The following is a 23,967-nucleotide window of genomic DNA, read 5'->3' as shown; positions in this document are numbered from 1 at the left end:
ACTATTCGGAATGGGCGTGCGGCGATTCGGACCGCGCGCCGCTTTTTATTCCGGGTAGCGTAATGGAATTTCAATCACGGGCACGCGTTGCCGCTGCCTGAGAAAAACAAGGACGACAGGTTCATGGCGAAACGGTGGTACTCGGTCAGCGTTCTTTCGAATTTCGAAAAGAAGATCGCAGAACAGATCCGCACGTCGGTGGCCGAACACGGCCTTGAGGACGATATCGACGAGGTTCTGGTGCCCACCGAAGAGGTGATCGAAGTGCGCCGGGGCAAGAAGGTCACCACCGAACGCCGCTTTATGCCCGGTTACGTGCTGGTGCATATGGAGATGTCGGATCAGGGCTATCACCTTGTGAACTCGATCAACCGCGTCACCGGTTTCCTGGGCCCGCAAGGCCGCCCGATGCCGATGCGCGATGCCGAGGTGAACCAGATACTCAACCGCGTTCAGGAAGGCGAAGAAGCGCCGAAACTGATGATCACCTTCGAGGTCGGCGAGAAGGTCAAGGTCAACGACGGCCCGTTCGAGGATTTCGACGGCATGGTCGAAGGCGTGGACGACGAGAACCAAAAGTTGAAGGTTTCGGTCTCGATCTTTGGCCGCGAAACACCGGTCGAGCTGGACTTCACCCAGGTGACCAAGCAGAGCTGATTTAACCTGCTGCGAGATTCGAAGCGCCGCGATGCCTTGGGCAACGCGGCGTTTTTTGATTCAAACCAGTTCTAGCGGCCGGAGGAAAGGGGCAGGCTACTTCGGTGGCAGGGAAAAACTGTGTCGCTATGGCGGTCCGGGGATCAGTTCATTTTGTTGAAGGGTCGTCAGAATGTCGAGGATTGTCGACGGGCTGAAATCCACCGATCCGTCAAGAAAGACACCCAGCCCGCCTTCTCCGATTTCTTTCGGGCCGCCATTGTCGTAAACCGGATCGAGTGAAGCGAGTTCTGCTGGCAATTCCGGACACAATGGGGTTTCGTTCAAAACAAGGTCCACAGCGGCCAGCATCAATTCTTTAACAGAGTCCAGAGTGTCGTCCTTCAGAAGTTGCTCGCGCTGTTCTTCAGGGGCCGTAAGTGTAAGATCAATGAGTTTGAAATAAGCACAATTGTCGCGCAGCTCGACGGTCGCCGCGGTGGACATATTCGCCAGGATGGCTCTTTTTTGTTCGCCCCGCTGAAAGTCGCGCTCGCTGGTTCGACTGCATTCGAAGATTGTGATGGTTACATCTCCATTCAAGTCAATCGCGTCGTCTTGGGCTTTGAGGCTTAAGTCATCCAGCCGGGCCTGCAGGCCGCAATTGTCGATGATCGCGTTGTCAGCCAACTGCTCTGGCACTGTTTTTTGTATCTCTCGGAGATCGAGAAGGGCGTTTACCCCGATCCGTGTAGGGGCAGCGGCAGTGATTTTCAGGTCCAGCGTGTAGGGGAGCTTTGTTTCGCGCACCGGCAAGGTTGCGTCGATCAGAAAGTTCACCTGCTGAGCGCTAGGAGCGCGAACGCCGGGAACTGCTGCTGCCAAGACCAAGATCATGAACCAATGTCTCATTCAGCAAACTCCAAAACACCAAGAGCTTTTAGGCCCGCAAGGACTTTGACGATTGTCTCGGCGCTGACATCAGCCGATCCGACAACTGCGGCTCCCATCCCGCCCGGAGCAATTTCGCGTGTGCCGCCGGATTCGTAGATCGGGTCGAGAACTGCGAATTCTTCGGGCAGTGGCGGGCAGACCGGGTTTGCGGCCAAAAACTCTCCACCCTTTTCTAGCACGGCTTCGTTGATGCGGTTGGTCAAACCAAAGAGATTGCTGACGGCGCCGATAAAGCCACGCGGGTTCAGGTCAACATTTTCGATACTGAATGTCAGGCACTGGCCTTTAACTTCCGCCTTGGCGACAGCCACGGCATCGACTGTAGCCCCAAAATAACGAATGCCAGCTTCTTCACGCCGGTTGCACCTGGTAAATTGAGCGCGGGCCGAACCCTCGACCTTTACAGTATCGCCTGTGGCAGTGACATCGCGGATCTCAAGATAGATCTGACGTTTGCAGCTTTCTTCCAGAGGGCCAGTCAGAATCTGCGGCGCCTTTTCCTGCAATCCGCGCAGGTCCATGAACGCCCTTATTTGCAACCGTGTGGGGCTGGCTTCTTCAAGGCCACTGTAAACCGTGAAGGGAACGGGAATGTCGCGTAGGGGAACTTCCTTGGTCAGTTTTATCTGAAACCGACCGGCATAGTTGGCAGGATCAATCCCCGTCGTGACGGTTGACGCGGGACTGTTGGACCCATTGGATTGGCCGGTTGTCTCGGACTCGGCGTCCTGATCCTGAGCCTTGCTGCCACATCCCGGCAGCATCGCTAGGAAAACGCAGATCAGTAGCCCCTTGTTCAGCCGAGATGATGCCATCCCCGATCACCTCTTTTGCAATCAAGCAGTTCCAAGATACCCGTCTTGTTCTCTGGCGCAACTTATGTATTCAAGTAAATTATTCTGTTTGGCTTTTCTAACTGACACTGGGGTCGGACCAAGACAAAAAGGGTCAATTGGGAATAAGGTGACATCTACTTGCCAACCCCATCGTTCCCCTGTAAATGCCGCCTCTATCGTCTTCGGGCGAGATTCTCTCGTGGGAGGTTGTTGGGATCGCGATCCCGGATCGGACCACGCAACATAAACCGGGTGGAACGCGTTTCACCTACGTTGAAAGGAAAACCAAATGGCCAAGAAGCTTGCTGGTACAATGAAGCTGCAGGTTCCTGCAGGTCAGGCGAACCCGTCGCCGCCAGTTGGTCCGGCGCTGGGTCAGCGCGGCATCAACATCATGGAATTCTGCAAGGCGTTCAACGCCAAGACTGCAGACATGGAGCCCGGCGCCCCATGCCCGACCGTGATCACCTACTATCAGGACAAGTCCTTCACCATGGACATCAAGACGCCGCCCGCGTCTTATTACCTGAAAAAAGCAGCTGGTCTGAAGCCGGTTGGCAAGCGTAACCGCCCCCGTGGCGCGGAAAACCCAGGTCGTGAGACCGTGGCAACCGTGACCTCGAAGCAAGTTCGCGAAATCGCCGAAGCCAAAATGAAAGATCTGAACGCCAACGACGTCGAAGGCGCAATGCAGATCATCCTGGGCTCGGCCCGCTCCATGGGCATCGAGGTGAAGTAAGATGGCAAAACTTGGTAAACGCACCCGCGCTGCGCGCGAAGCTGTCGCCGGCAAGGAAAACCTGTCGATCGAAGACGCAGTTGCCCTGGTCAAAGCCAACGCAACTTCGAAATTCGACGAGACCATCGAAATCGCGATGAACCTGGGCGTTGACACCCGTCACGCTGACCAGATGGTTCGCGGCGTTGTTGGCCTGCCCAACGGCACCGGTAAAGCGATGCGCGTTGCGGTATTCGCTCGTGGCCCCAAGGCTGACGAAGCGAAAGAAGCTGGCGCCGATATCGTTGGCGCAGAGGACCTGATGGAAACCATTCAGGGCGGCACCATTGAATTCGATCGCTGCATTGCCACCCCGGACATGATGCCCATCGTTGGCCGTCTGGGTAAGGTTCTGGGCCCCCGCAACCTGATGCCGAACCCCAAGGTTGGCACCGTGACCATGGACGTCAAAGCAGCCGTGGAAGCAGCCAAGGGCGGTGAAGTTCAGTTCAAAGCGGAAAAAGGCGGCGTTGTGCACGCTGGCGTTGGCAAAGCGTCGTTCGACGAAGCCAAGCTGGCCGAAAACGTGCGCGCATTCGTTTCGGCTGTGGCCAAGGCCAAGCCGTCGGGCGCAAAAGGCACCTACATGAAGAAAATCGCGCTGAGCTCGACCATGGGCCCAGGCGTGACTCTGGATGTGACGGCTGCGGCGGGCGAATAAGCCCTGACGCACGACTACAAAGAATTGATCCCGGGTGGTGAGAACTGCCCGGGATTTTTTGTGTCAATTGGTAAAGTGATCCGGCTGAAAAGCCCTTTTCGCAAAGGGTCGTAGCCGCCGCAGAGTTCTTTGTTTAGCCGCAGTGCGCAGCGCCTTTTTCTGTGGCACGCGGGCCAAAGTCGACAAGACGCGTGGATAAAGAAGAAAAGCCAGGCTGGGATCATTTGGACCGACCAGTTTATACCCTTCGAAAAAAGCAGAGGTGACATCCTCGGGGACGACTCGGCCGGGCGCCACCTCGTTTGCAGAACGGGTCAGGGTGGTGAAACCAGCAAGACCTTGGAAATGTCATATCCGACCGGCGCCATTTGATCGCTGGAAAAGTCAAGCCCGAGTGTCCGCTGGTCGTCTCGTATCAGATTGGATAGGTGAAAGTCGCCGTGCTGAATTGCCGAAATCGTTTGTTGGCCTTCGAACTGTGGCGCCAGCTCGACGATCCGTCGGATACCGGCGAGAAACAGTTGCCGTGCGGGTACGGTTGCAGTGCCTGCGGTGATCTGTTTTTCCAGCTCCTGATAGTAGCAGACCGTGTATTTGGGCTGAAAGATGCGCCGCTCTTCGATTTGCGTGCGGTGATAGGCATCCAGCCAGACCCCGGCTTGTTTTAAAAGGTCCAATTGTTGGACAGGCCGACCCTCAGCCTTGCGGACGAGTTCAGCGAAGGTGTGACCCTTTATGTATTCAAAGAGGCTTGTTTGAGCGTCCTGTGACACGTGGATAGGTTTGGGCGCGGTCAGGGTGGCGTCTTCCCCCAGAGCATGAAACGCTCGTTCCTGGCGCATGTGGTGGGCGACAAACCCCTGTTGCGACTCGGGTTTAAGCTGGAACTTGTAGGCGTAAGACAAACCCGACCTGTGTTTTGCGCGAAGAACAATCCGAGAGTTTTCCGGATCGTCTCGGCGGGACAGTTTGGTCAGCGTCCAGCCATGGCGCGACAACCCCGCCTGGGCGGCGAATCCTGGCCAAAGTTTCAAGGCCGTTTTGTCGAGGGTCGATTCCTGAAAGTTCCACCACATGCCAAGGTTTTTCTTTTCGCATCAATCGTCCGCATTCGTATTTGCAGACAATGCAGCGTTCGGGTGCGTTGCGCAAATGCCGGGATTGGCGGCATCCCGCATCCAGTCAGGTCACATATACGCGCTCAGAACTGCGGCTTCACGGGCGTTGATCGTCGCGGCTGCAGTGTGACGGAAGGCGTCCCTAGCGTGGTCAAGCGAGGGGAACAGGGCCAAAATCTCGGCTCGCTGCGCCGAGGACAAGGCATGTTTCGCGCTTTCGCCAAAGAAATAGCTTTCTGTCAACGCTCCGTTCGACCGAACGATGTGATGCTGGTCGAACATGAAATGCGTGTAGGTGATCCTGTCCATCTCGCGGATTTCAACGCCCGGCAGGCTGCAAAGATGCTTGGCCGCAACGAAAACCTCAGAAGACCCGAACAGCATGCTTATCGCGGGCGAAGCGACCAGAACCCGATGTTGCTGTGACAGAATAAGTTTTTTGGTGTTTCCGATGGCCCCCTGTTCAATCACAACAGGTGCAAAGGCGCCGCGCCCGGGGACTGTGGTCGTGTCGATCCACATGATTGGCTGAAAACCGGCATCGCGGGTCCAGATGTTCTGACCACGGCTGAGTTGCGCGATATCGACATCCCCTTCAGATGTTGCGATCAGAGTGCCCGGGCCAAAACAGGGGATGTAGTCGTCATAAGCCGAACTGCCTGCGTTGGATCCTGAAACCTTGATATAGGAAGTTCCGGGGTCCAGTGGTGCAGACGTTGCAAATCCCCAAACGTCCGAGGTGACGCCGTTTTGCGAAAAAACGTAGACCTCGATTTCGGGTCCGACCGGGTTGCCATCACCGTCCAGGGCGCGCAGGACGATAATGGATTCTGACTCGACCGGCGTACCGTCGGCGACAATCCCGCCGCCATCCGTGATGATATGTCCGCCCGCCTGGTCGTCGTTGAAAATATCCGGGCTGCCGCTGGTGTCGTCTAGCGTGACGGTCGTCCCGCCGCCGCCCGAAAAGGAAAAGATGGTCCCGTCCGGAGTATCCGAGTTGTTGATAATCGGATTGCCTACGATGCCGCCAGAAGAACTGGAGGTCACAATCAGGCTGGAGCTGTCCTGAGCGAAAAAACTGCGAAGTACCATGTGCTCGACTTAACCTTACAGAAACTTGTTAACCAGGCGGAGGCTTTAGGTTGGAAACCGGCAAAACCTATATCCAGTACGCAATTTAATTTGCTTGGGTCTGGTTTTGCCAGTCGTTTCTTCAGCTGCGATCACACAATTTTGTTAGCAGCGCGAAAGTTGCGTTAATCAAAACGGTCCTGAAATGCGATGCGCAGTCGGTCGCCCAGCCTGTGCCGTTTGTCTTCCTCGTACGGGCTGCAGCGATGGTTTAGGTGCCACAGTGCCAACCAGTCCAAAATCAACCGTCCTCGGATGCAGGCGTCCAGAATGTCCATATGGATGGGGTGTGCGTAACGCCGGAAAAACATCTCTTTGTTTGTTTTCAAAATGCCACTGCGATCCACTTCCTGAGGGGGTGCGTCGCGAAACACATCGGACTTCAGGAAGTCCACGATGTCATAGGCGGCCAGTTTCACCCTGACCTCGGTGAAATCCAAACCGATCATATGCCCTCGGCCGACGATCAGGTTCTGTGCATGGAAATCTCCGTGTGAAAACACCTGCGTTTCCAGCGTGCCCCTGAAGCTCCATGCTTCGGTTGTCAGCACATCCAGCATTGCCGCGCTTTCGCGTTGAATCTCTTGCGGGGCATGCGCCGCTGCGGCCTGAATGTTGTCGAGCATCCATTTCGGTCGAAATCCGTATTTCTGTAGCGGGCGGTACGCGTGCAAATGGTGCAGCCATTCTCCGGCGCGTCGGTAAATCTGGGCGACCTGATCCGCATCAGGGCTTTTGTGAATAATATCCGCTGCGGTTGGACGGTCGATATACTCTGTCACGAAGAACGTCTGCGAGGGTGAGATGTAGACAGGGCGAACAACTCGCACAGTCTGCGTGTCTTCGAAATAAGCCGACAGGGTCGTCAGAAGGTCATATTCCTTCTGCAACCGACCCGTTTCAGGCGAGGTCATATCAATCTTTAAGGCGTACTCCCCTGAACCGGTTCTCAGGCGCAATAGGTACCGGGTGTCGGCAAAATCATGCGATCGGTAGACGCATTCAAACCCGGATAAGCTTAAGTTCCTGCCATGTGCCAAGAATTCTTCGACGCAACCTGTCGCAAATCGGTGTTCCTGCGGGGAGAGTTTCGGCATTTGCAGAGTGTTATCCGAGGTTTGGGTACGCGAGACAGGACCTTAGCGCGCATGACATGTCAATGCCGCACAATTCAGTTAGGGCAGGGTGCCTCGCTGGGCAGGGATTGCAGCGATTTGATGTGATTTACCTCTTGGAAACCCCGCCTATCTGCCCTAAAGAGACTTGCGGAGTAAAGCGTGCGATTCGTCGTGCGCTTTATTTCGTTTCGTCCAAGACGGTGGGTGACTTTGCGAAAGGTCTTAATTCCCTGCCTGAGACGGGTAAGACCAAAGAATTCTGAGGGTCGCATTCCTCGGGCGCATTTTGGCCAATCCCGTAACAACGGACCTGAACGCTGGGGTTTCGGCCTCGGCAAATATGAGCCGGGATGTTCAACATCCCAAACTTGGAGAGAACTGTGGATAGAGCCCAGAAAGAGAAAGTGGTCGAGGAACTCGGCCAAATCTTCGAAAGCTCTGGCGTCGTAGTGGTTGCCCACTACGCCGGTCTGACAGTTGCCGAGATGCAGGACCTTCGCGCACGTGCTCGTGACGCGGGTGGTGCCGTGCGTGTTGCCAAGAACAGGCTCGCCAAAATCGCCCTCGACGGAAAGCCATGTGAAAGCATTGGTGACCTGCTGACGGGTATGACCGTTCTGACCTATTCCGAGGATCCCGTGGCAGCAGCCAAGGTGGCCGAGGACTTCGCCAAGGAGAACAAAAAGTTCGAAATCCTTGGCGGTGCAATGGGCGAGAACGCTCTGGACCGCAAAGGCGTTGAAGCCGTTTCGAAAATGCCGTCTCGCGAGGAGCTTATTGCTTCGATCGCTGGCTGCATTGGCGCACCTGCTTCGAACATCGCCGGCGCGATTGGCGCACCTGCAAGCAACATCGCAAGCATCCTTTCCACCATCGAAGAGAAGGCGGAAGCTGCGTAAGCGGTTGGCACTGAATGATCTGCGTAGGGTGAACACCCTGACGTTGGAACACACACTGTAAACGGAAAGAGCTGATAAAATGGCTGATCTGAAAGCACTCGCAGAAAGCATCGTGGGTCTGACCCTGCTGGAAGCACAAGAACTGAAAACCATCCTCAAAGACGAATACGGCATCGAGCCCGCAGCAGGCGGCGCAGTTGTCATGGCAGCTGGTGGCGACGCCGGCGGCGCAGCTGAGGAAGAAAAAACCGAATTCGACGTCGTTCTGAAGAACGCCGGCGCTTCGAAAATCAACGTGATCAAAGAAGTTCGCGGCATCACCGGTCTGGGCCTGAAAGAAGCCAAAGAGCTGGTTGAAGCTGGCGGCAAGATCAAAGAAGGCGTTGACAAGGCAGAAGCCGAAGAAGTCAAAGCCAAGCTGGAAGCAGCTGGCGCCGAAGTCGAGCTGGCCTAAGCCAACCGACAGGTGCATCGCTGATGTGCCGAAAATTCAGGCTGGGCCCGGAGAAATCCGGGTCCAGCCGAACCTGTCTTAGAAAGGGCCTCATGTGCTGGGGCGTTTTCTAAGACGCGGTTCTTGGATCGGGAGGCTGCCTTCGGGACGGTGGCCACGAATTGATCCGGACGTGTCGTCTCGAATGTGCAGGATGCCGGGGCCCGACGGTGTCTTTGCCCGCTGAGAACTTGAAAGGTGACATCTGACATGGCTCAAACGTTCCTTGGCCAGAAACGTCTTCGTAAATACTACGGCAAAATCCGCGAAGTTTTGGAGATGCCGAACCTCATTGAGGTACAAAAATCTTCTTATGATCTTTTCCTGCGCTCCGGCGATGCAGAACAGCCCACTGACGGCGAAGGCATCAAAGGCGTGTTCCAGTCGGTTTTCCCGATCAAGGATTTCAACGAAACCTCCGTGCTGGAGTTCGTGAAATACGATCTGGAAAAACCCAAATACGACGTCGAAGAGTGCATGCAGCGCGACATGACCTACAGCGCGCCGCTGAAGGTCACCCTGCGTCTGATCGTGTTTGATGTCGATGAGGATACCGGCGCGAAGTCGGTGAAAGACATCAAAGAACAGGACGTGTTCATGGGCGATATGCCCCTGATGACACCGAACGGCACGTTCATCGTGAACGGCACCGAGCGTGTGATCGTCAGCCAGATGCACCGCTCGCCCGGTGTGTTCTTTGACCACGACAAGGGCAAGACCCACTCGTCCGGTAAACTGCTGTTCGCCTGCCGCATCATCCCGTATCGCGGCAGCTGGCTGGACTTTGAGTTCGACGCCAAGGACATCGTGTTCGCCCGGATCGACCGTCGCCGCAAATTGCCTGTGACGACCCTGCTTTATGCGCTGGGTCTGGATCAGGAAGCGATCATGGACGCGTATTACAACACCGTGTCCTACAAGCTGGATGGAAAGAAAGGCTGGGTCACGCCGTTCTTCCCCGAGCGTGTCCGCGGCACTCGTCCGACATACGACCTGATCGACGCGAAATCGGGTGAAGTGATTGCCGAAGCGGGTAAGAAAGTCACTCCGCGCGCGGTCAAAAAGCTGATCGACGAAGGTGCCGTTACCGATTTGCTGGTGCCCTTCGACAACATCGTTGGGAAATACGTCGCCAAGGACATCATCAACGAAGAAACCGGCGCGATCTATGTCGAAGCCGGTGATGAGCTGACCCTGGAATACGACAAGGACGGCGACCTGATCGGCGGCACCGTCAAGGAACTGATGGATGCGGGCATCACCGACATCCCGGTTCTGGACATCGACAACGTCAATGTCGGCCCCTACATGCGCAACACCATGGCTCAGGACAAGAACATGAGCCGCGAAACCGCGCTGATGGACATCTACCGCGTCATGCGCCCGGGTGAGCCGCCCACCGTCGAAGCGGCCTCGGCCCTGTTCGACACTCTGTTCTTCGACAGCGAACGTTATGACCTGTCCGCTGTTGGCCGCGTGAAAATGAACATGCGTCTGGCTCTGGACGCGCCGGACACCCTGCGCACCCTGCGCCGCGAAGACATCGTGGCCTGCATCAAGGCGCTGGTGGAACTGCGCGACGGCAAGGGCGACGTGGACGACATCGACCACCTCGGCAACCGTCGTGTGCGCTCGGTCGGCGAACTGATGGAAAACCAGTACCGCGTTGGCCTGCTGCGCATGGAGCGCGCGATCAAAGAGCGTATGTCGTCGGTCGAGATCGACACCGTCATGCCTCAGGATCTGATCAACGCGAAACCAGCTGCGGCTGCTGTTCGTGAATTCTTCGGCTCGTCGCAGCTGTCGCAGTTCATGGACCAGACCAACCCGCTGTCCGAGGTTACCCACAAACGCCGCCTCTCGGCGCTTGGCCCCGGTGGTCTGACGCGTGAGCGTGCAGGCTTTGAGGTGCGCGACGTACACCCGACCCACTATGGCCGGATGTGCCCGATTGAAACGCCGGAAGGTCCGAACATTGGTCTGATCAACTCGCTGGCCACCTTTGCCCGCGTGAACAAGTACGGCTTCATCGAAACACCTTACCGCGTTGTCAAAGACGCCGAGGTGACCGATGAGGTTCACTACATGTCCGCGACCGAGGAAATGCGTCACACCGTGGCGCAGGCGAACGCGACGCTGGATGCGGATGGCAAGTTCATCAACGATCTGGTTTCGACCCGTCAGGCCGGTGACTACACTCTTGCCCCGCGCGAGAATGTTGACCTGATCGACGTGTCGCCGAAGCAGCTGGTTTCTGTCGCTGCATCGCTGATCCCGTTCCTTGAAAATGACGACGCCAACCGCGCTCTGATGGGCTCGAACATGCAACGTCAGGCGGTTCCGCTGCTGCGCGCCGAAGCGCCGCTGGTCGGTACCGGCATCGAGGAAAAGGTTGCGATCGACTCGGGCGCTGCGATTCAGGCGAAACGGGCCGGTATCATCGACCAGGTCGATGCCCAGCGTATCGTTATCCGCGCGACTGAGGATCTGGAACTGGGCGACGCTGGCGTTGACATCTATCGTCTGCGCAAGTTCCAGCGTTCGAACCAGAACACCTGCATCAACCAGCGTCCGCTGATCAAGGTGGGTGACACCGTCCAGAAGGGCGAGGTTATTGCCGACGGTCCGTCGACCGATATGGGTGAACTGGCCCTTGGCAAGAACGTGGTCGTCGCGTTCATGCCGTGGAACGGGTACAACTACGAAGACTCGATCCTGATCTCGGAACGTATCGCGCGTGATGACGTCTTTACCTCGGTCCATATCGAGGAATTCGAAGTCGCCGCCCGTGACACCAAGCTGGGCCCGGAAGAGATCACCCGCGACATCCCGAATGTCGGTGAAGAAGCGCTGCGCAACCTCGACGAGGCGGGCATCGTTTACATCGGCGCGGATGTTGAGCCGGGCGATATTCTGGTCGGCAAGATCACTCCGAAGGGCGAAAGCCCGATGACCCCGGAAGAAAAGCTGCTGCGCGCCATCTTTGGTGAAAAAGCATCTGACGTGCGCGACACCTCGCTGCGCGTGAAGCCGGGCGATTACGGTACGGTCGTTGAGGTCCGCGTCTTCAACCGTCACGGCGTCGAAAAAGATGAGCGTGCGCTGCAGATCGAGCGTGAGGAAGTCGAACGTCTGGCCCGTGACCGGGACGACGAGCTGGCGATCCTTGACCGCAACATCTATGCGCGTCTGCAGGGCCTGATCCTGGGTAAAACCGCTGTCAAAGGCCCGAAAGGCGTCAAGGCGGGGTCGGTGATCACCGAGGAACTGCTGGATACCCTGACCCGTGGTCAGTGGTGGCAGCTGGCGCTGGAAGGTGAGCAGGACGCACAGATCGTTGAAGCTCTGAACGAGCAGTACGAAGTGCAGAAACGCGCTCTGGACGCCCGTTTTGAAGACAAGGTCGAGAAAGTCCGCCGTGGCGACGACCTGCCGCCGGGTGTGATGAAGATGGTCAAAGTCTTCATCGCCGTGAAGCGCAAACTGCAGCCGGGCGACAAGATGGCTGGTCGTCACGGGAACAAAGGTGTGATCTCCAAGGTTGTTCCGATGGAAGACATGCCGTTCCTGGCCGATGGTACTCCGGTCGACTTCTGTCTGAACCCGCTGGGTGTGCCTTCGCGTATGAACGTTGGTCAGATTCTGGAAACCCACATGGGTTGGGCCGCACGCGGTCTGGGTCTGAACATCGATGACGCTCTGGGTGAATACCGCCGTTCCGGCGACCTGACCCCGGTTCGCGAAGCGATGAAGCTGGCCTATGGCGAGAATGTCTACGAAGAAGGCATCACCGGTCTGGACGAGGATGGCCTGATCGAGGCGGCGGGCAACGTGACCCGCGGTGTTCCGATCGCAACCCCGGTCTTTGACGGCGCCAAGGAAGCAGACGTCAACGACGCGCTGGTGCGTGCAGGCTTCTCGGAAAGCGGTCAGTCGGTTCTGTTCGACGGTCGCACCGGTGAGCAATTCGCACGTCCGGTGACCGTGGGCATCAAGTACCTGCTGAAACTGCACCACCTGGTGGACGACAAAATCCACGCGCGTTCGACCGGGCCGTACAGCCTGGTGACCCAGCAGCCGCTGGGTGGTAAGGCGCAGTTCGGTGGTCAGCGCTTTGGTGAGATGGAAGTCTGGGCTCTGGAAGCTTACGGCGCCGCCTACACCCTGCAGGAGATGCTGACGGTGAAATCGGATGACGTCGCCGGCCGGACCAAGGTCTATGAGTCGATCGTCAAGGGCGAGGATAACTTTGAAGCGGGCGTACCGGAATCGTTCAACGTTCTGGTTAAAGAAGTCCGTGGCCTCGGCCTGAATATGGAACTCCTGGATGCGGAGGTGGATGAGTGAATCTGACCGGACCGGTCGCTTTCGGCGTGGTTGGTTTCGGATTTCTTGTTCTGGATTTGGTTTCGGTCTTTTGGCCAAACGAAAGAAAAACAAGATGGTACGAAAAAAACCACACCGTGAGGCTGGTCTGGATCGCTCTCTTCTTCGCACTCGCTTTAGATTTACTTGTCTTCGGACAAACACCCTCATGGGGAGAATAAAATGAACCAGGAAATTACGAACAACCCGTTCAACCCGCTGACGCCTCCGAAGGTTTTCGACGAGATCAAGGTCTCGCTGGCGTCGCCCGAGCGGATCCTGTCTTGGTCCTATGGTGAGATCAAGAAACCCGAAACCATCAACTACCGGACGTTCAAGCCCGAGCGTGACGGTCTGTTCTGCGCGCGTATCTTTGGCCCGATCAAAGATTACGAATGTCTGTGCGGCAAATATAAGCGGATGAAGTATCGCGGCGTTGTCTGCGAGAAATGCGGTGTGGAAGTCACCTTGCAGAAAGTCCGCCGCGAGCGTATGGGCCATATCGAACTGGCAGCACCCGTCGCACATATCTGGTTCCTGAAATCGCTGCCGTCCCGCATCGGTCTGATGCTGGACATGACGCTGCGCGATCTGGAACGCGTTCTGTACTTTGAAAACTATGTCGTCATCGAGCCCGGTCTGACCGACCTGACCTACGGCCAGATGCTGACTGAAGAAGAGTACATGGACGCGCAGGATGCCTATGGCATGGACGCGTTCACCGCGAATATCGGTGCCGAAGCCATCCGCGAGATGCTGGCCCAGATCGATCTGGAAGCCGAAGCCGAACAGCTGCGCGTTGATCTGGCCGAAGCGACCGGCGAGCTGAAGCCCAAGAAGATCATCAAGCGTCTAAAGGTTGTTGAATCCTTCCTCGAGTCGGGCAACCGGCCCGAGTGGATGGTGATGACCGTGATCCCGGTCATTCCGCCGGAACTGCGTCCGCTGGTTCCGCTGGATGGTGGCCGTTTCGCGACTTCGGATCTGAACGATCTGTACCGCCGCGTCATCAACCGGAACAACCGTCTGAAGCGTCTGATCGAACTGCGCGCACCTGACATCATCGTCCGCAACGAAAAGCGGATGTTGCAGGAATCCGTTGATGCTCTGTTCGACAACGGCCGTCGTGGCCGCGTGATCACCGGCGCCAACAAGCGTCCGCTGAAATCGCTGTCGGACATGCTGAAGGGTAAGCAGGGTCGCTTCCGTCAGAACCTTCTGGGTAAGCGCGTCGACTTCTCGGGCCGTTCGGTCATTGTGACCGGTCCGGAGCTGAAGCTGCACCAGTGTGGTCTGCCCAAGAAGATGGCGTTGGAACTGTTCAAGCCGTTCATCTACTCGCGCCTTGAAGCCAAGGGTCTGTCTTCGACCGTGAAACAGGCAAAGAAACTGGTCGAGAAAGAGCGTCCCGAAGTGTGGGATATCCTCGACGAGGTGATCCGCGAACACCCGGTCATGCTGAACCGTGCGCCGACGCTGCACCGTCTTGGCATTCAGGCGTTCGAACCGGTTCTGATCGAAGGTAAAGCCATCCAGCTGCACCCGCTGGTCTGCTCGGCCTTTAACGCCGACTTCGACGGTGACCAGATGGCCGTTCACGTCCCGCTGAGCCTTGAGGCCCAGCTGGAAGCCCGTGTTCTGATGATGTCGACGAACAACGTTCTGTCGCCTGCCAACGGCGCGCCGATCATCGTTCCGTCGCAGGATATGATCCTGGGTCTCTACTACGTGACCCTGGAACGCGAAGGCATGCCGGGCGAAGGCAAAGTGTTCGGGTCGATCGACGAAGTTCAGCACGCGCTGGATTCCGGTGAGGTGCACCTGCACTCGAAAATCACCGCGCGGATCACGCAGATCGACGACGAAGGCAACGAAGTTCAGAAGCGTTTTGAGACCACTCCGGGCCGTCTGCGTCTGGGTGCCTTGCTGCCGATGAACAACAAGGCCCCGTTCGAGCTGGTTAACCGGCTGCTGCGTAAGAAAGAAGTGCAGCAGGTCATCGACACTGTCTACCGCTATTGCGGTCAGAAAGAGTCGGTCATTTTCTGTGACCAGATCATGTCGATGGGCTTCAAAGAAGCGTTCAAGGCGGGCATCTCGTTCGGTAAGGACGACATGGTTATCCCTGACGACAAGTGGGGCATCGTTGATGACACCCGCAGTCAGGTGAAGGACTTTGAACAGCAGTACATGGACGGCCTGATCACTCAGGGCGAAAAGTACAACAAAGTTGTCGATGCCTGGTCGAAGTGTAACGATCGCGTCACCGAAGCGATGATGAGCACCATTTCGTCGTCTGAACGGGCAGAGAATGGGTCCGAACAGGAACCGAATTCGGTCTACATGATGGCTCACTCGGGCGCGCGTGGCTCGGTCACTCAGATGAAACAGCTGGGCGGTATGCGCGGCCTGATGGCCAAGCCGAACGGTGACATCATCGAGACGCCGATCATCTCGAACTTTAAGGAAGGTCTGACCGTTCTCGAGTACTTCAACTCGACCCACGGTGCCCGTAAGGGTCTGTCGGATACCGCTCTGAAGACGGCGAACTCGGGTTACCTGACCCGTCGTCTGGTGGACGTGGCGCAAGACTGTATCGTGCGTGAGATCGATTGTGGCACCGAGCGTGCGATCACGGCCGAAGCCGCCGTGAATGACGGTGAGGTTGTTGCTTCGCTGGCCGAGCGCGTGCTGGGCCGTGTGGCCGCAGACGATGTTCTGCGTCCGGGCACCGATGAGGTGATCGTGGCCGCAGGCCAGCTGATCGACGAACGTATGGCGGACACCATTGATGAGGCCGGTGTTGCCTCGATGCGCATCCGCTCGCCTCTGACCTGTGAGTCCGAGGAAGGCGTCTGTGCAACCTGCTACGGCCGTGACCTTGCACGCGGCACCATGGTCAACACGGGTGAGGCTGTCGGCATCATCGCCGCCCAGTCGATCGGTGAACCCGGTACACAGCTGACGATGCGGACCTTCCACATCGGCGGTGTTGCCCAAGGTGGTCAGCAGTCGTTCCAGGAAGCCAACCAGGACGGTGTCATCGCGTTTGAGAACCCGCAGATTCTGGTCAATGCGGCAGGTGAAAGCCTGGTCATGGGCCGGAACATGAAGGTTGTCATCAACGACGAACACGGCGAAGAGCGCGCCAGCTTCAAGCTGGGCTATGGCTCCAAGCTGTTCGTCAAGGACGGCACCAAAGTGGCCCGTGGCGACAAGCTGTTCGAGTGGGATCCCTACACCCTGCCGATCATCGCCGAGAAAGCCGGTACTGCGAAATACGTTGACCTTGTTTCGGGCCTTGCCGTCCGCGATGAGACCGACGAGGCAACCGGCATGACCCAGAAGATCGTGATCGACTGGCGCGCCGCCCCCAAAGGCAGCGACCTGAAGCCCGAGATCATTCTGGTCGGCGAAGATGGCGAGCCGGTCCGCAACGATGCGGGCAACCCGGTTCACTATCCGATGTCGGTGGATGCGATCCTGTCGGTCGAAGATGGCCAGCAGATCGAAGCCGGTGACGTTGTTGCGCGTATCCCGCGCGAAGGTGCCAAGACCAAGGATATCACCGGTGGTCTGCCGCGTGTGGCCGAACTGTTCGAAGCGCGTCGTCCCAAGGATCACGCGATCATCGCAGAAGCCGATGGTTACGTGCGCTTTGGCCGCGACTACAAGAACAAGCGCCGCATCAGCATCGAACCGGCTGACGAGTCCATGGAGACCATTGAATACATGGTGCCCAAGGGCAAGCACATCCCGGTCGCCGAAGGGGACTTCATCCAGAAGGGTGAGTACCTGATGGACGGTAACCCGGCTCCGCATGACATCCTGTCCATCATGGGTGTCGAAGCGCTGGCGGATTACATGATCGACGAGGTGCAGGACGTGTATCGTCTGCAGGGCGTGAAGATCAACGACAAGCACATCGAGGTTATCGTGCGCCAGATGCTGCAGAAGTGGGAGATCCTGGATTCAGGCGACACCACCCTGCTGAAAGGCGAGCATGTCGATAAGCAAGAGTTCGACGCGGCCAACGAGAAGACCATCGCCCGAGGTGGTCGTCCGGCACAGGGCGAGCCGATCCTTCTGGGGATCACCAAGGCCTCGCTGCAAACGCGTTCGTTCATCTCGGCGGCGTCGTTCCAGGAAACCACTCGCGTGCTGACCGAGGCTTCGGTTCAGGGCAAGAAAGACAAGCTGGTTGGCCTGAAAGAGAACGTCATCGTTGGTCGTCTGATCCCCGCTGGTACCGGTGGCGCGACTCAGGCCGTGCGTCAGGTCGCCCAAGGCCGCGACAACGTCGTGATCGAGGCGCGCCGCGAAGAGGCCGAAGCGGCTGCTGCGCTGGCGGCGCCGGTCATCGACGACGACATGGTCGGTGATGAGCTGGACATCGTGGCCGACGCCCCCGAAAGCCGCGAATAAGCGCGGTTTCAGAACAAAAAACAGGCCCTGCGGAAACGCGGGGCCTTTTTTGTTGTTGTGATCCTGCCGAACACAGGGCTGATACTATCAAAAAAACGCAGGTGGTGGGCTAAGGCTATGCAGAAGTTATGCGTTCAAAGGCTCAGTTTCAGAAACAGACCGCCAAGCGCAACCCCAACAAACGCGCCGGTCGCAAACCAATTCAAAAGCAGTTTTCCGCTTAGCGCACTTCGATAGACACCGCGAACAAACAAAGCGGGAATGACGGCGATCCAAACAACGGTCAATATGGCAACAGGTATTCCAAACGCACCCGGAGTGTTGCCGTTTTTCACGGATTCCGGTGCCAGATCAGAAATCGTTTGAATATTGAAAAACAGGAAAAACACGACAAACGAGCAGAGAGCGCCCCAAAACACTCGGTCAAATCTGATAGGGGTTGGGGCAGACATCGGCTCGTGGCCTCTCGGTTGTGACACGCGCGCTTTTGGTTGCGGCTGAACACCACTGGTTTGGTAGCGATGTGGTTGCTGACCCATACCTTGAGAATTCTTCTCAAACATATTGTCTCCAAAAAATAGGCTTTAGAATGGTCAAACCGTTCAACACATTGGTGCGATTTGCAATTCACTTTTTCCGTCTGCGTCTATTGACTTGCAACGCGCTATCCCCGCGAATGAGCACAAAAATATCTGAGTTCTGTTTCCATGTCTCCAAACATAAAAGGTGCCCTGCTGATGATGGGCAGCATGGCGGGCTTTACCATCAATGACACGCTGATCAAGCTGGCAGGGGAACAGGTGCCTTTGTTCCAGATGGTGGCGATGCGCGGGGCTTTGGCGACAGTGCTGGTATATCTGTTGGCGCGGCATTTGGGGGCTTTGCATCTGAACTTTCCTAGGCACGACAAATGGCTGATCGCCGCGCGTTGTCTGGCCGAGTTGTCGGCCACGTTCTTCTTTTTGACTGCGTTGTTGCACATGCCATTGGCCAATGTGACCGCCGTGTTACAGGCACTACCATTGACAGTGACTTTAGGCGCGGTGTTGTTCTTCCGGGAGCAAATCGGTTGGCGCCGGATCGTGGCTATCGGGTTGGGCTTTACTGGCATGCTGTTGATCGTCCGGCCGGGCCCCGAAGGTTTCAGTATCTATGCCATCTACGCACTGATTGCAGTATTGTCCGTCACTGTGAGGGATCTGATCACGCGGCGCATGTCCGTTCATGTACCTTCGCTGACGGTGACGCTGGCGACCTCGGTTACTATTACGGTATCGGCTGGCATCGCCTCTGCGACCACGGGCTGGCAACCTGTCACATTCGACGCGGGGGTGATGATCGCCTGCGCTGCAGTGTTTGTGCTGATCGGGTATCTGTGCAGCGTCATGGTCATGCGCGAGGGCGATGTGGGTTTCATCGCGCCATTCCGTTATTCTAGTCTGCTGTGGGCGCTGGCATTGGGCTGGGTCGTGTTCGGAGATTGGCCTGATGCCATCACCATGGCTGGCGCAGTTTTGGTCGTGGGCGCCGGGCTGTTTACTCTATTCCGCGAACGTGCGGTTCATTCAGCCGAGTGAACCCGACGCACGGCGTCCTGATCGATGGCAAAGCGGGCGATGAACTCGCCCTCTTGTTCGGGGGTCAGGGGGGCAAGCTGGGTGTTGCTTTTGCGGGCATGGGGTGAATCGTTGAACGAATTCAGCGTGCGCACCCACATCGGCGCGTCTGGATAGCTGATAACCGGCATGTAGTTTCCGATCCGGTGATGCCCAAAATTCATGATTGTCAGATCGCTACCACCCCGAACGTACATGGCAAATCCGATACCCAGCAGCGGTTGAAACACCTGCGCGGCGTGAATGCCCTCAGGCCCGAACCGCGCCAGGAACCCTTGGTTATAGTCGATGGCGACGGTCTTGTGGTTGCGCATCAGTGCGCCGCCTTCGTCTGCGGCGATGCGCAGACGCTCGATGAAATCCACCGAAACGGCATCGTCGTCGTCATGACGAAACTGGATGCAGGGCGCGTTGGGGTCGTGACGCGCAGCGTTCAGGATCTCTTTCATCACCCGGCGGTGGCGCATGGGGCGGCGGGCGATGATCTGCACCTGTTTCATGCCTGCGGTCAGATCGTGCAGCCGGTCATAGGCGGATTTGGGCAGACACTCCCCGATCACGATGAGCAGTTGGAAATCCTCGTCCGTCTGTTCGCGCAGACAGGGCAGGGTGGTGGTTTCGAACAGGCGAAACCTCTCTTCCAGCCGGGCAGGGTTGTAGAGATAGGCGCGCCGTTCCTCGATCGTGTCATGTTCGACCTGAAAGCCGCCATGGGCGGGGTAGGAAAAGCGGCACAGGCCGATGATTTGCATGGGTCATCCGTGGTGCGTGGCGTTGTGGCCGACTATGCCTTTGCGGTCGCGAACGCGCAACGGCCAGCAGTACTGGCGGCCGACAATCGGACCGGGTATATCAGCGCAAAGCGGCCTGTCGTGCGATGGGTCCGGTGTACTGTTGACACTTGCGCCGACTCCCCCTATTACGCGCCCATCTCGGTACCGGGGGCCGCCCCAAAACCGATCTCAGTAATGGACTGGTCAAGACCCGAACAATTTTGCAGTTCGCGTCCTCTGATAACCAACCGCGACGTTCACCTCGGAATGGGAACGCTCGCGGGTTTTGCGCTTGTGGACGCATGAGTGCAGCAAAGTTTAACCGCACGCAACGCGCGTGCATGTCATGTGTGTTGCAAAACGGGGAAGAAACCGGAATGCCAACTATTCAACAGCTGATCCGCAAGCCGCGGCAGCCCAAAGTAAAACGCTCGAAGTCCATGCACCTGGAGCAGTGCCCGCAGAAACGCGGCGTCTGCACCCGTGTATATACAACCACACCGAAAAAGCCGAACTCGGCTATGCGTAAGGTTGCCAAGGTGCGCCTGACCAACGGGTTCGAGGTGATCTCGTACATCCCCGGTGAAAGCCACAACCTGCAGGAACACTCGGTTGTTCTGATCCGTGGCGGCCGTGTAAAAGACCTTCCCGGTGTGCGTTACCACATCCTGCGCGGTGTTCTGGATACTCAGGGCGTCAAAGACCGTAAGCAACGCCGTTCGAAATACGGCGCGAAGCGTCCCAAGTAAGAGACAATGCAGATAGCCCGCTTTCCAGTATTCGCTCTTGTAGCTTCGTTCTTGATTGCGCCAGTTCAAGCTCACGCAGAGTTTGCGGCTGTGGCGTATAATCAAAACACGAACAACATGGGGTACACCTGGGGGCGAGATACTCAGGAAGAAGCAAACGAAAGAGCGTTGGCAACTTGCAAGCGATATTCGCACAGCGTCGCTGGTTGTGAAATCGTAGTCGAGACAACGCAGTGCTTTGCCATTTTCCGGTACGAGGGCAAGGACCACTGGGCTGAAGGTGCTTCGCACTCGAAAGCCAAGAAAACCGCATCTGCCGAATGTAGAGAGAAATTTGGTGCAAAATGCCGGCGAGTGACCAGCAAATGTGCCAACCAATAGAAAGGGAAACGGACTATGTCCCGACGTCACGCGGCTGAAAAGCGCGAAGTTCTGCCTGACGCCAAATTTGGCGACAAGGTTCTGACCAAATTCATGAACAACCTGATGATCGACGGCAAGAAGTCGGTCGCAGAGCGCATCGTCTACAACGCCTTTGACCGCGTTGAGAACAAGATCAAACGCGCGCCGGTCGAAGTGTTCCACGAAGCGCTCGACAACATCAAACCGTCGGTCGAGGTTCGCTCGCGCCGGGTTGGTGGTGCAACCTATCAGGTTCCGGTCGAAGTGCGCCCCGAGCGCCGCGAAGCACTGGCCATCCGCTGGCTGATCACCGCCGCCCGTGGCCGCAACGAAAACACCATGGAAGAACGCCTCGCCGGTGAGCTGCTGGACGCTGTACAGTCCCGCGGTACCGCCGTGAAGAAGCGCGAAGACACCCACAAGATGGCCGAGGCGAACAAAGCCTTCAGCCACTACCGTTGGTAATCCAGAGGCTTATCCAAAATGGCACGCGAATATCCGCTCGAACTGTACCGTAACTTCGGTATCATGGCGCACATCGACGCAGGTAAGACCACCTGCTCGGAGCGTATCCTGTATTACACTGGGAAATCCCACAACATTGGTGAGGTGCACGATGGTGCAGCCACCATGGACTGGATGGAGCAGGAACAGGAACGCGGCATCACCATCACCTCGGCTGCGACCACCACCTTCTGGGAGCGCACCGAAGACGGTAAAACCGCCGATACCCCCAAGCACCGCCTGAACATCATCGACACCCCCGGCCACGTTGACTTCACCATCGAAGTTGAGCGTTCGCTGGCGGTTCTCGACGGTGCCGTCTGCGTTCTGGACGCAAACGCCGGTGTTGAGCCCCAAACCGAAACCGTGTGGCGTCAGGCTGACCGCTACAAGGTTCCGCGTATGGTTTTCGTCAACAAGATGGACAAGATCGGCGCAGACTTCTTTAACTGCGTTCGCATGATCGAAGACCGCACCGGCGCACGCGCTGTTCCGGTTGGCATTCCGATCGGCGCCGAGTCCGAGCTGGAAGGTCTGATCGACCTGGTCACCATGGAAGAATGGCTGTGGCAGGGCGAAGATCTGGGCGCAAGCTGGATCAAAGCGCCGATCCGCGACAGCCTGAAAGACATGGCTGACGAATGGCGCGGCAAGATGATCGAAGCGGCCGTCGAAATGGACGACGACGCGATGATGGAATACCTGGAAGGCAATGAGCCCGACGTTCCGACCCTGCGCGCCCTGCTGCGCAAAGGGACCCTGGACATCGCGTTTGTTCCGGTTCTGGGTGGCTCGGCGTTCAAGAACAAAGGTGTTCAGCCGCTGCTGAACGCTGTGATCGACTATCTGCCCAGCCCGCTGGACGTCGTTGATTACATGGGCTTCGCCCCCGGCGACGAAACCGAAGAGCGTAACATTGCACGTCGTGCAGACGACGACATGGCGTTCTCGGGTCTGGCGTTCAAAATCATGAACGACCCCTTCGTTGGCTCGCTGACCTTCACCCGGATCTACTCGGGCACCATGAACAAGGGTGACTCGATCCTGAACTCGACCAAAGGTAAGAAAGAGCGCATCGGTCGTATGATGATGATGCACTCCAACAACCGGGAAGAGATCGAAGAAGCGTTTGCAGGCGACATCATCGCGCTGGCGGGTCTGAAAGACACCACCACCGGTGACACCCTGTGTGATGCGAAGGATCCGGTGGTTCTGGAAACCATGACCTTCCCCGATCCGGTGATCGAGATCGCGGTTGAGCCCAAAACCAAGGGCGACCAAGAGAAGATGTCCCAGGGTCTGGCCCGTCTAGCCGCCGAAGACCCGTCCTTCCGTGTGGAAACCGACCTGGAATCGGGTCAGACCATCATGAAAGGCATGGGCGAACTTCACCTGGACATCCTGGTTGACCGTCTGAAGCGCGAGTTCAAGGTTGAAGCGAACATTGGTGCGCCGCAGGTGGCCTATCGTGAAACCATCTCGATGCCGGTCGAGCACACCTACACCCACAAGAAACAGTCGGGTGGTTCGGGTCAGTTCGCGGAAGTCAAGCTGGAGATCCAGCCGACCGAAGCGGGCGAGGGCTATTCGTTCGAAAGCCGCATCGTTGGTGGTGCCGTTCCGAAGGAATACATCCCGGGTGTTGAAAAAGGCATCAACTCGGTCATGGATAGCGGCCCGCTGGCTGGCTTCCCTGTGATCGACTTCAAGGTTGCCCTGCTGGACGGTAAGTTCCATGATGTTGACTCGAGCGTTCTGGCGTTCGAAATCGCGGCCCGTATGTGTATGCGTGAAGGTATGCGCAAAGCTGGCGCGAAGCTGCTGGAACCGATCATGAAGGTCGAAGTGATCACCCCGGAAGAATATACCGGCGGTATCATCGGCGACCTGACCTCGCGTCGTGGCCAGGTGTCTGGTCAGGAACCGCGCGGCAACGCAATCGCGATCGACGCGTTCGTTCCGCTGGCGAACATGTTCGGCTACATCAACACGCTGCGTTCGATGTCGTCGGGCCGTGCCCAGTTCACCATGCAGTTCGACCACTACGATCCGGTTCCGCAGAACATCTCGGACGAGATCCAGGCGAAATACGCATAACCCAAGATTTGAGGGGGTCCGGTTCACGGGCTCCCTTCATTACCGAAAAAGGAGGCCATCATGGCAAAGGAAAAGTTTGAGCGTACAAAACCGCACGTCAACATCGGCACGATTGGCCACGTTGACCATGGTAAAACCACGCTGACCGCAGCGATCACCAAGTATTTCGGTGACTTCAAAGCGTATGACCAGATTGACGGTGCGCCGGAAGAGAAAGCGCGCGGGATCACCATCTCGACCGCCCACGTGGAATACGAGACCGACAACCGCCACTATGCGCACGTTGACTGCCCCGGCCACGCCGACTACGTCAAAAACATGATCACCGGTGCTGCTCAGATGGACGGCGCGATCCTGGTTGTGAACGCCGCTGACGGCCCGATGCCGCAAACGCGTGAGCACATCCTGC

Annotated in this window: 20 protein-coding genes; 13 read left to right on the top strand and 7 right to left on the bottom strand. The window is 57.3% G+C overall.

Translation table 11 applies throughout. The features are described from left to right. Positions 1 to 123: 123 nt before the first annotated feature. Positions 124 to 657, top strand: a complete 534-nt coding sequence (gene nusG / locus J7380_RS15865) for a transcription termination/antitermination protein NusG (protein ID WP_209196722.1) — start codon at positions 124 to 126, stop codon at positions 655 to 657. 126 nt (positions 658 to 783) lie between these two features. Here nusG and J7380_RS15860 read toward each other — a convergent pair whose 3' ends face one another. Further along, entirely contained in the window at positions 784 to 1,533 is a 750-nt protein-coding gene (locus J7380_RS15860) for a hypothetical protein (RefSeq protein ID WP_209196721.1), read from the bottom strand. An 11-nt stretch (positions 1,534 to 1,544) separates the two neighbouring features. Continuing rightward, the gene (locus J7380_RS15855; protein ID WP_209196720.1) at positions 1,545 to 2,405 is read right to left on the bottom strand and encodes a hypothetical protein; all 861 of its coding nucleotides are present in this window, start codon (positions 2,403 to 2,405) and stop codon (positions 1,545 to 1,547) included. Positions 2,406 to 2,715: 310 nt separating this feature from the next. On the opposite strand from J7380_RS15855, the gene rplK reads away from it, so the two are divergent. Beyond that, positions 2,716 to 3,165 carry a 50S ribosomal protein L11 gene (rplK, locus tag J7380_RS15850; RefSeq protein ID WP_010440985.1) on the top strand — a complete coding sequence of 150 codons (450 nt, stop codon included), beginning with the start codon at positions 2,716 to 2,718 and terminating at the stop codon, positions 3,163 to 3,165. A gap of 1 nt (position 3,166) precedes the next feature. Then, entirely contained in the window at positions 3,167 to 3,865 is a 699-nt protein-coding gene (gene rplA / locus J7380_RS15845; protein WP_209196719.1) for a 50S ribosomal protein L1, read from the top strand. Between the two features lie 314 nt (positions 3,866 to 4,179). On the opposite strand, the gene J7380_RS15840 is transcribed toward rplA, so the two are convergent. The 3 genes from J7380_RS15840 to J7380_RS15830 form a co-directional block, all read right to left on the bottom strand. Continuing rightward, positions 4,180 to 4,941, bottom strand: coding sequence for a phosphotransferase (locus J7380_RS15840; protein WP_209196718.1), 762 nt, complete (start codon positions 4,939 to 4,941; stop codon positions 4,180 to 4,182). Positions 4,942 to 5,052: 111 nt separating this feature from the next. After that, positions 5,053 to 6,078, bottom strand: a complete 1,026-nt coding sequence (locus J7380_RS15835; protein WP_209196717.1) for a Hint domain-containing protein — start codon at positions 6,076 to 6,078, stop codon at positions 5,053 to 5,055. 164 nt (positions 6,079 to 6,242) lie between these two features. Next, complete coding sequence (locus tag J7380_RS15830) at positions 6,243 to 7,214, bottom strand: aminoglycoside phosphotransferase family protein (RefSeq protein ID WP_209196716.1); 972 nt, start codon at positions 7,212 to 7,214, stop codon at positions 6,243 to 6,245. A 401-nt stretch (positions 7,215 to 7,615) separates the two neighbouring features. Here J7380_RS15830 and rplJ point away from each other — a divergent pair, with 401 nt between their 5' ends. The 5 genes from rplJ to rpoC all read left to right on the top strand — a co-directional run bounded on the left by rplJ (position 7,616) and on the right by rpoC (position 17,417). Next, positions 7,616 to 8,134 (top strand): 50S ribosomal protein L10, encoded by a 519-nt coding sequence (gene rplJ, locus J7380_RS15825; protein WP_209196715.1) that lies wholly within the window; start codon positions 7,616 to 7,618, stop codon positions 8,132 to 8,134. A 79-nt stretch (positions 8,135 to 8,213) separates the two neighbouring features. Then, positions 8,214 to 8,588, top strand: coding sequence for a 50S ribosomal protein L7/L12 (rplL, locus tag J7380_RS15820; RefSeq protein WP_008755409.1), 375 nt, complete (start codon positions 8,214 to 8,216; stop codon positions 8,586 to 8,588). Between the two features lie 249 nt (positions 8,589 to 8,837). Then, positions 8,838 to 12,974, top strand: a complete 4,137-nt coding sequence (gene rpoB / locus J7380_RS15815; RefSeq protein ID WP_209196714.1) for a DNA-directed RNA polymerase subunit beta — start codon at positions 8,838 to 8,840, stop codon at positions 12,972 to 12,974. Beyond that, positions 12,971 to 13,174, top strand: a complete 204-nt coding sequence (locus tag J7380_RS15810) for a hypothetical protein (RefSeq protein ID WP_209196713.1) — start codon at positions 12,971 to 12,973, stop codon at positions 13,172 to 13,174. The genes rpoB and J7380_RS15810 overlap by 4 nt, the downstream gene beginning before the upstream one ends. Position 13,175: 1 nt before the next feature. Beyond that, the gene (gene rpoC / locus J7380_RS15805; protein ID WP_209196712.1) at positions 13,176 to 17,417 is read left to right on the top strand and encodes a DNA-directed RNA polymerase subunit beta'; all 4,242 of its coding nucleotides are present in this window, start codon (positions 13,176 to 13,178) and stop codon (positions 17,415 to 17,417) included. Between the two features lie 134 nt (positions 17,418 to 17,551). Here the strand turns inward: rpoC and J7380_RS15800 are convergent, their stop codons facing one another. Further along, the gene (locus J7380_RS15800) at positions 17,552 to 17,869 is read right to left on the bottom strand and encodes a hypothetical protein (protein WP_209196711.1); all 318 of its coding nucleotides are present in this window, start codon (positions 17,867 to 17,869) and stop codon (positions 17,552 to 17,554) included. A gap of 255 nt (positions 17,870 to 18,124) precedes the next feature. Between J7380_RS15800 and J7380_RS15795 the strand changes: the two genes are divergently transcribed. Beyond that, the gene (locus tag J7380_RS15795; protein WP_209196710.1) at positions 18,125 to 18,994 is read left to right on the top strand and encodes a DMT family transporter; all 870 of its coding nucleotides are present in this window, start codon (positions 18,125 to 18,127) and stop codon (positions 18,992 to 18,994) included. Here the strand turns inward: J7380_RS15795 and J7380_RS15790 are convergent. Then, positions 18,979 to 19,785, bottom strand: a complete 807-nt coding sequence (locus J7380_RS15790) for a putative rhamnosyl transferase (protein ID WP_209196709.1) — start codon at positions 19,783 to 19,785, stop codon at positions 18,979 to 18,981. The genes J7380_RS15795 and J7380_RS15790 overlap by 16 nt on opposite strands. 398 nt (positions 19,786 to 20,183) lie before the next feature. Here J7380_RS15790 and rpsL point away from each other — a divergent pair, with 398 nt between their 5' ends. The 4 genes from rpsL to J7380_RS15765 form a co-directional block, all read left to right on the top strand. Further along, positions 20,184 to 20,555 (top strand): 30S ribosomal protein S12, encoded by a 372-nt coding sequence (rpsL, locus tag J7380_RS15785; protein ID WP_005621086.1) that lies wholly within the window; start codon positions 20,184 to 20,186, stop codon positions 20,553 to 20,555. Positions 20,556 to 20,951: 396 nt separating this feature from the next. Then, on the top strand, positions 20,952 to 21,422 hold the full coding sequence (rpsG, locus tag J7380_RS15775; RefSeq protein WP_039529242.1) for a 30S ribosomal protein S7: 471 nt from the start codon (positions 20,952 to 20,954) through the stop codon (positions 21,420 to 21,422). Positions 21,423 to 21,440: 18 nt separating this feature from the next. Further along, positions 21,441 to 23,558: an elongation factor G gene (gene fusA / locus J7380_RS15770; protein WP_209196707.1), complete on the top strand. Its 2,118-nt coding sequence runs from the start codon at positions 21,441 to 21,443 to the stop codon at positions 23,556 to 23,558. Positions 23,559 to 23,618: 60 nt separating this feature from the next. Next, positions 23,619 to 23,967 (top strand): GTP-binding protein (locus tag J7380_RS15765; RefSeq protein ID WP_209196706.1); only part of this gene is annotated, 349 nt, incomplete at its 3' end.

Source organism: Ruegeria sp. R8_1 (assembly GCF_017743815.1).
GTDB lineage: Bacteria > Pseudomonadota > Alphaproteobacteria > Rhodobacterales > Rhodobacteraceae > Ruegeria > Ruegeria lacuscaerulensis_A.
Note: the sequence above shows the minus strand (reverse complement) of the source record. Positions and strands in the feature narration are given on the sequence as shown.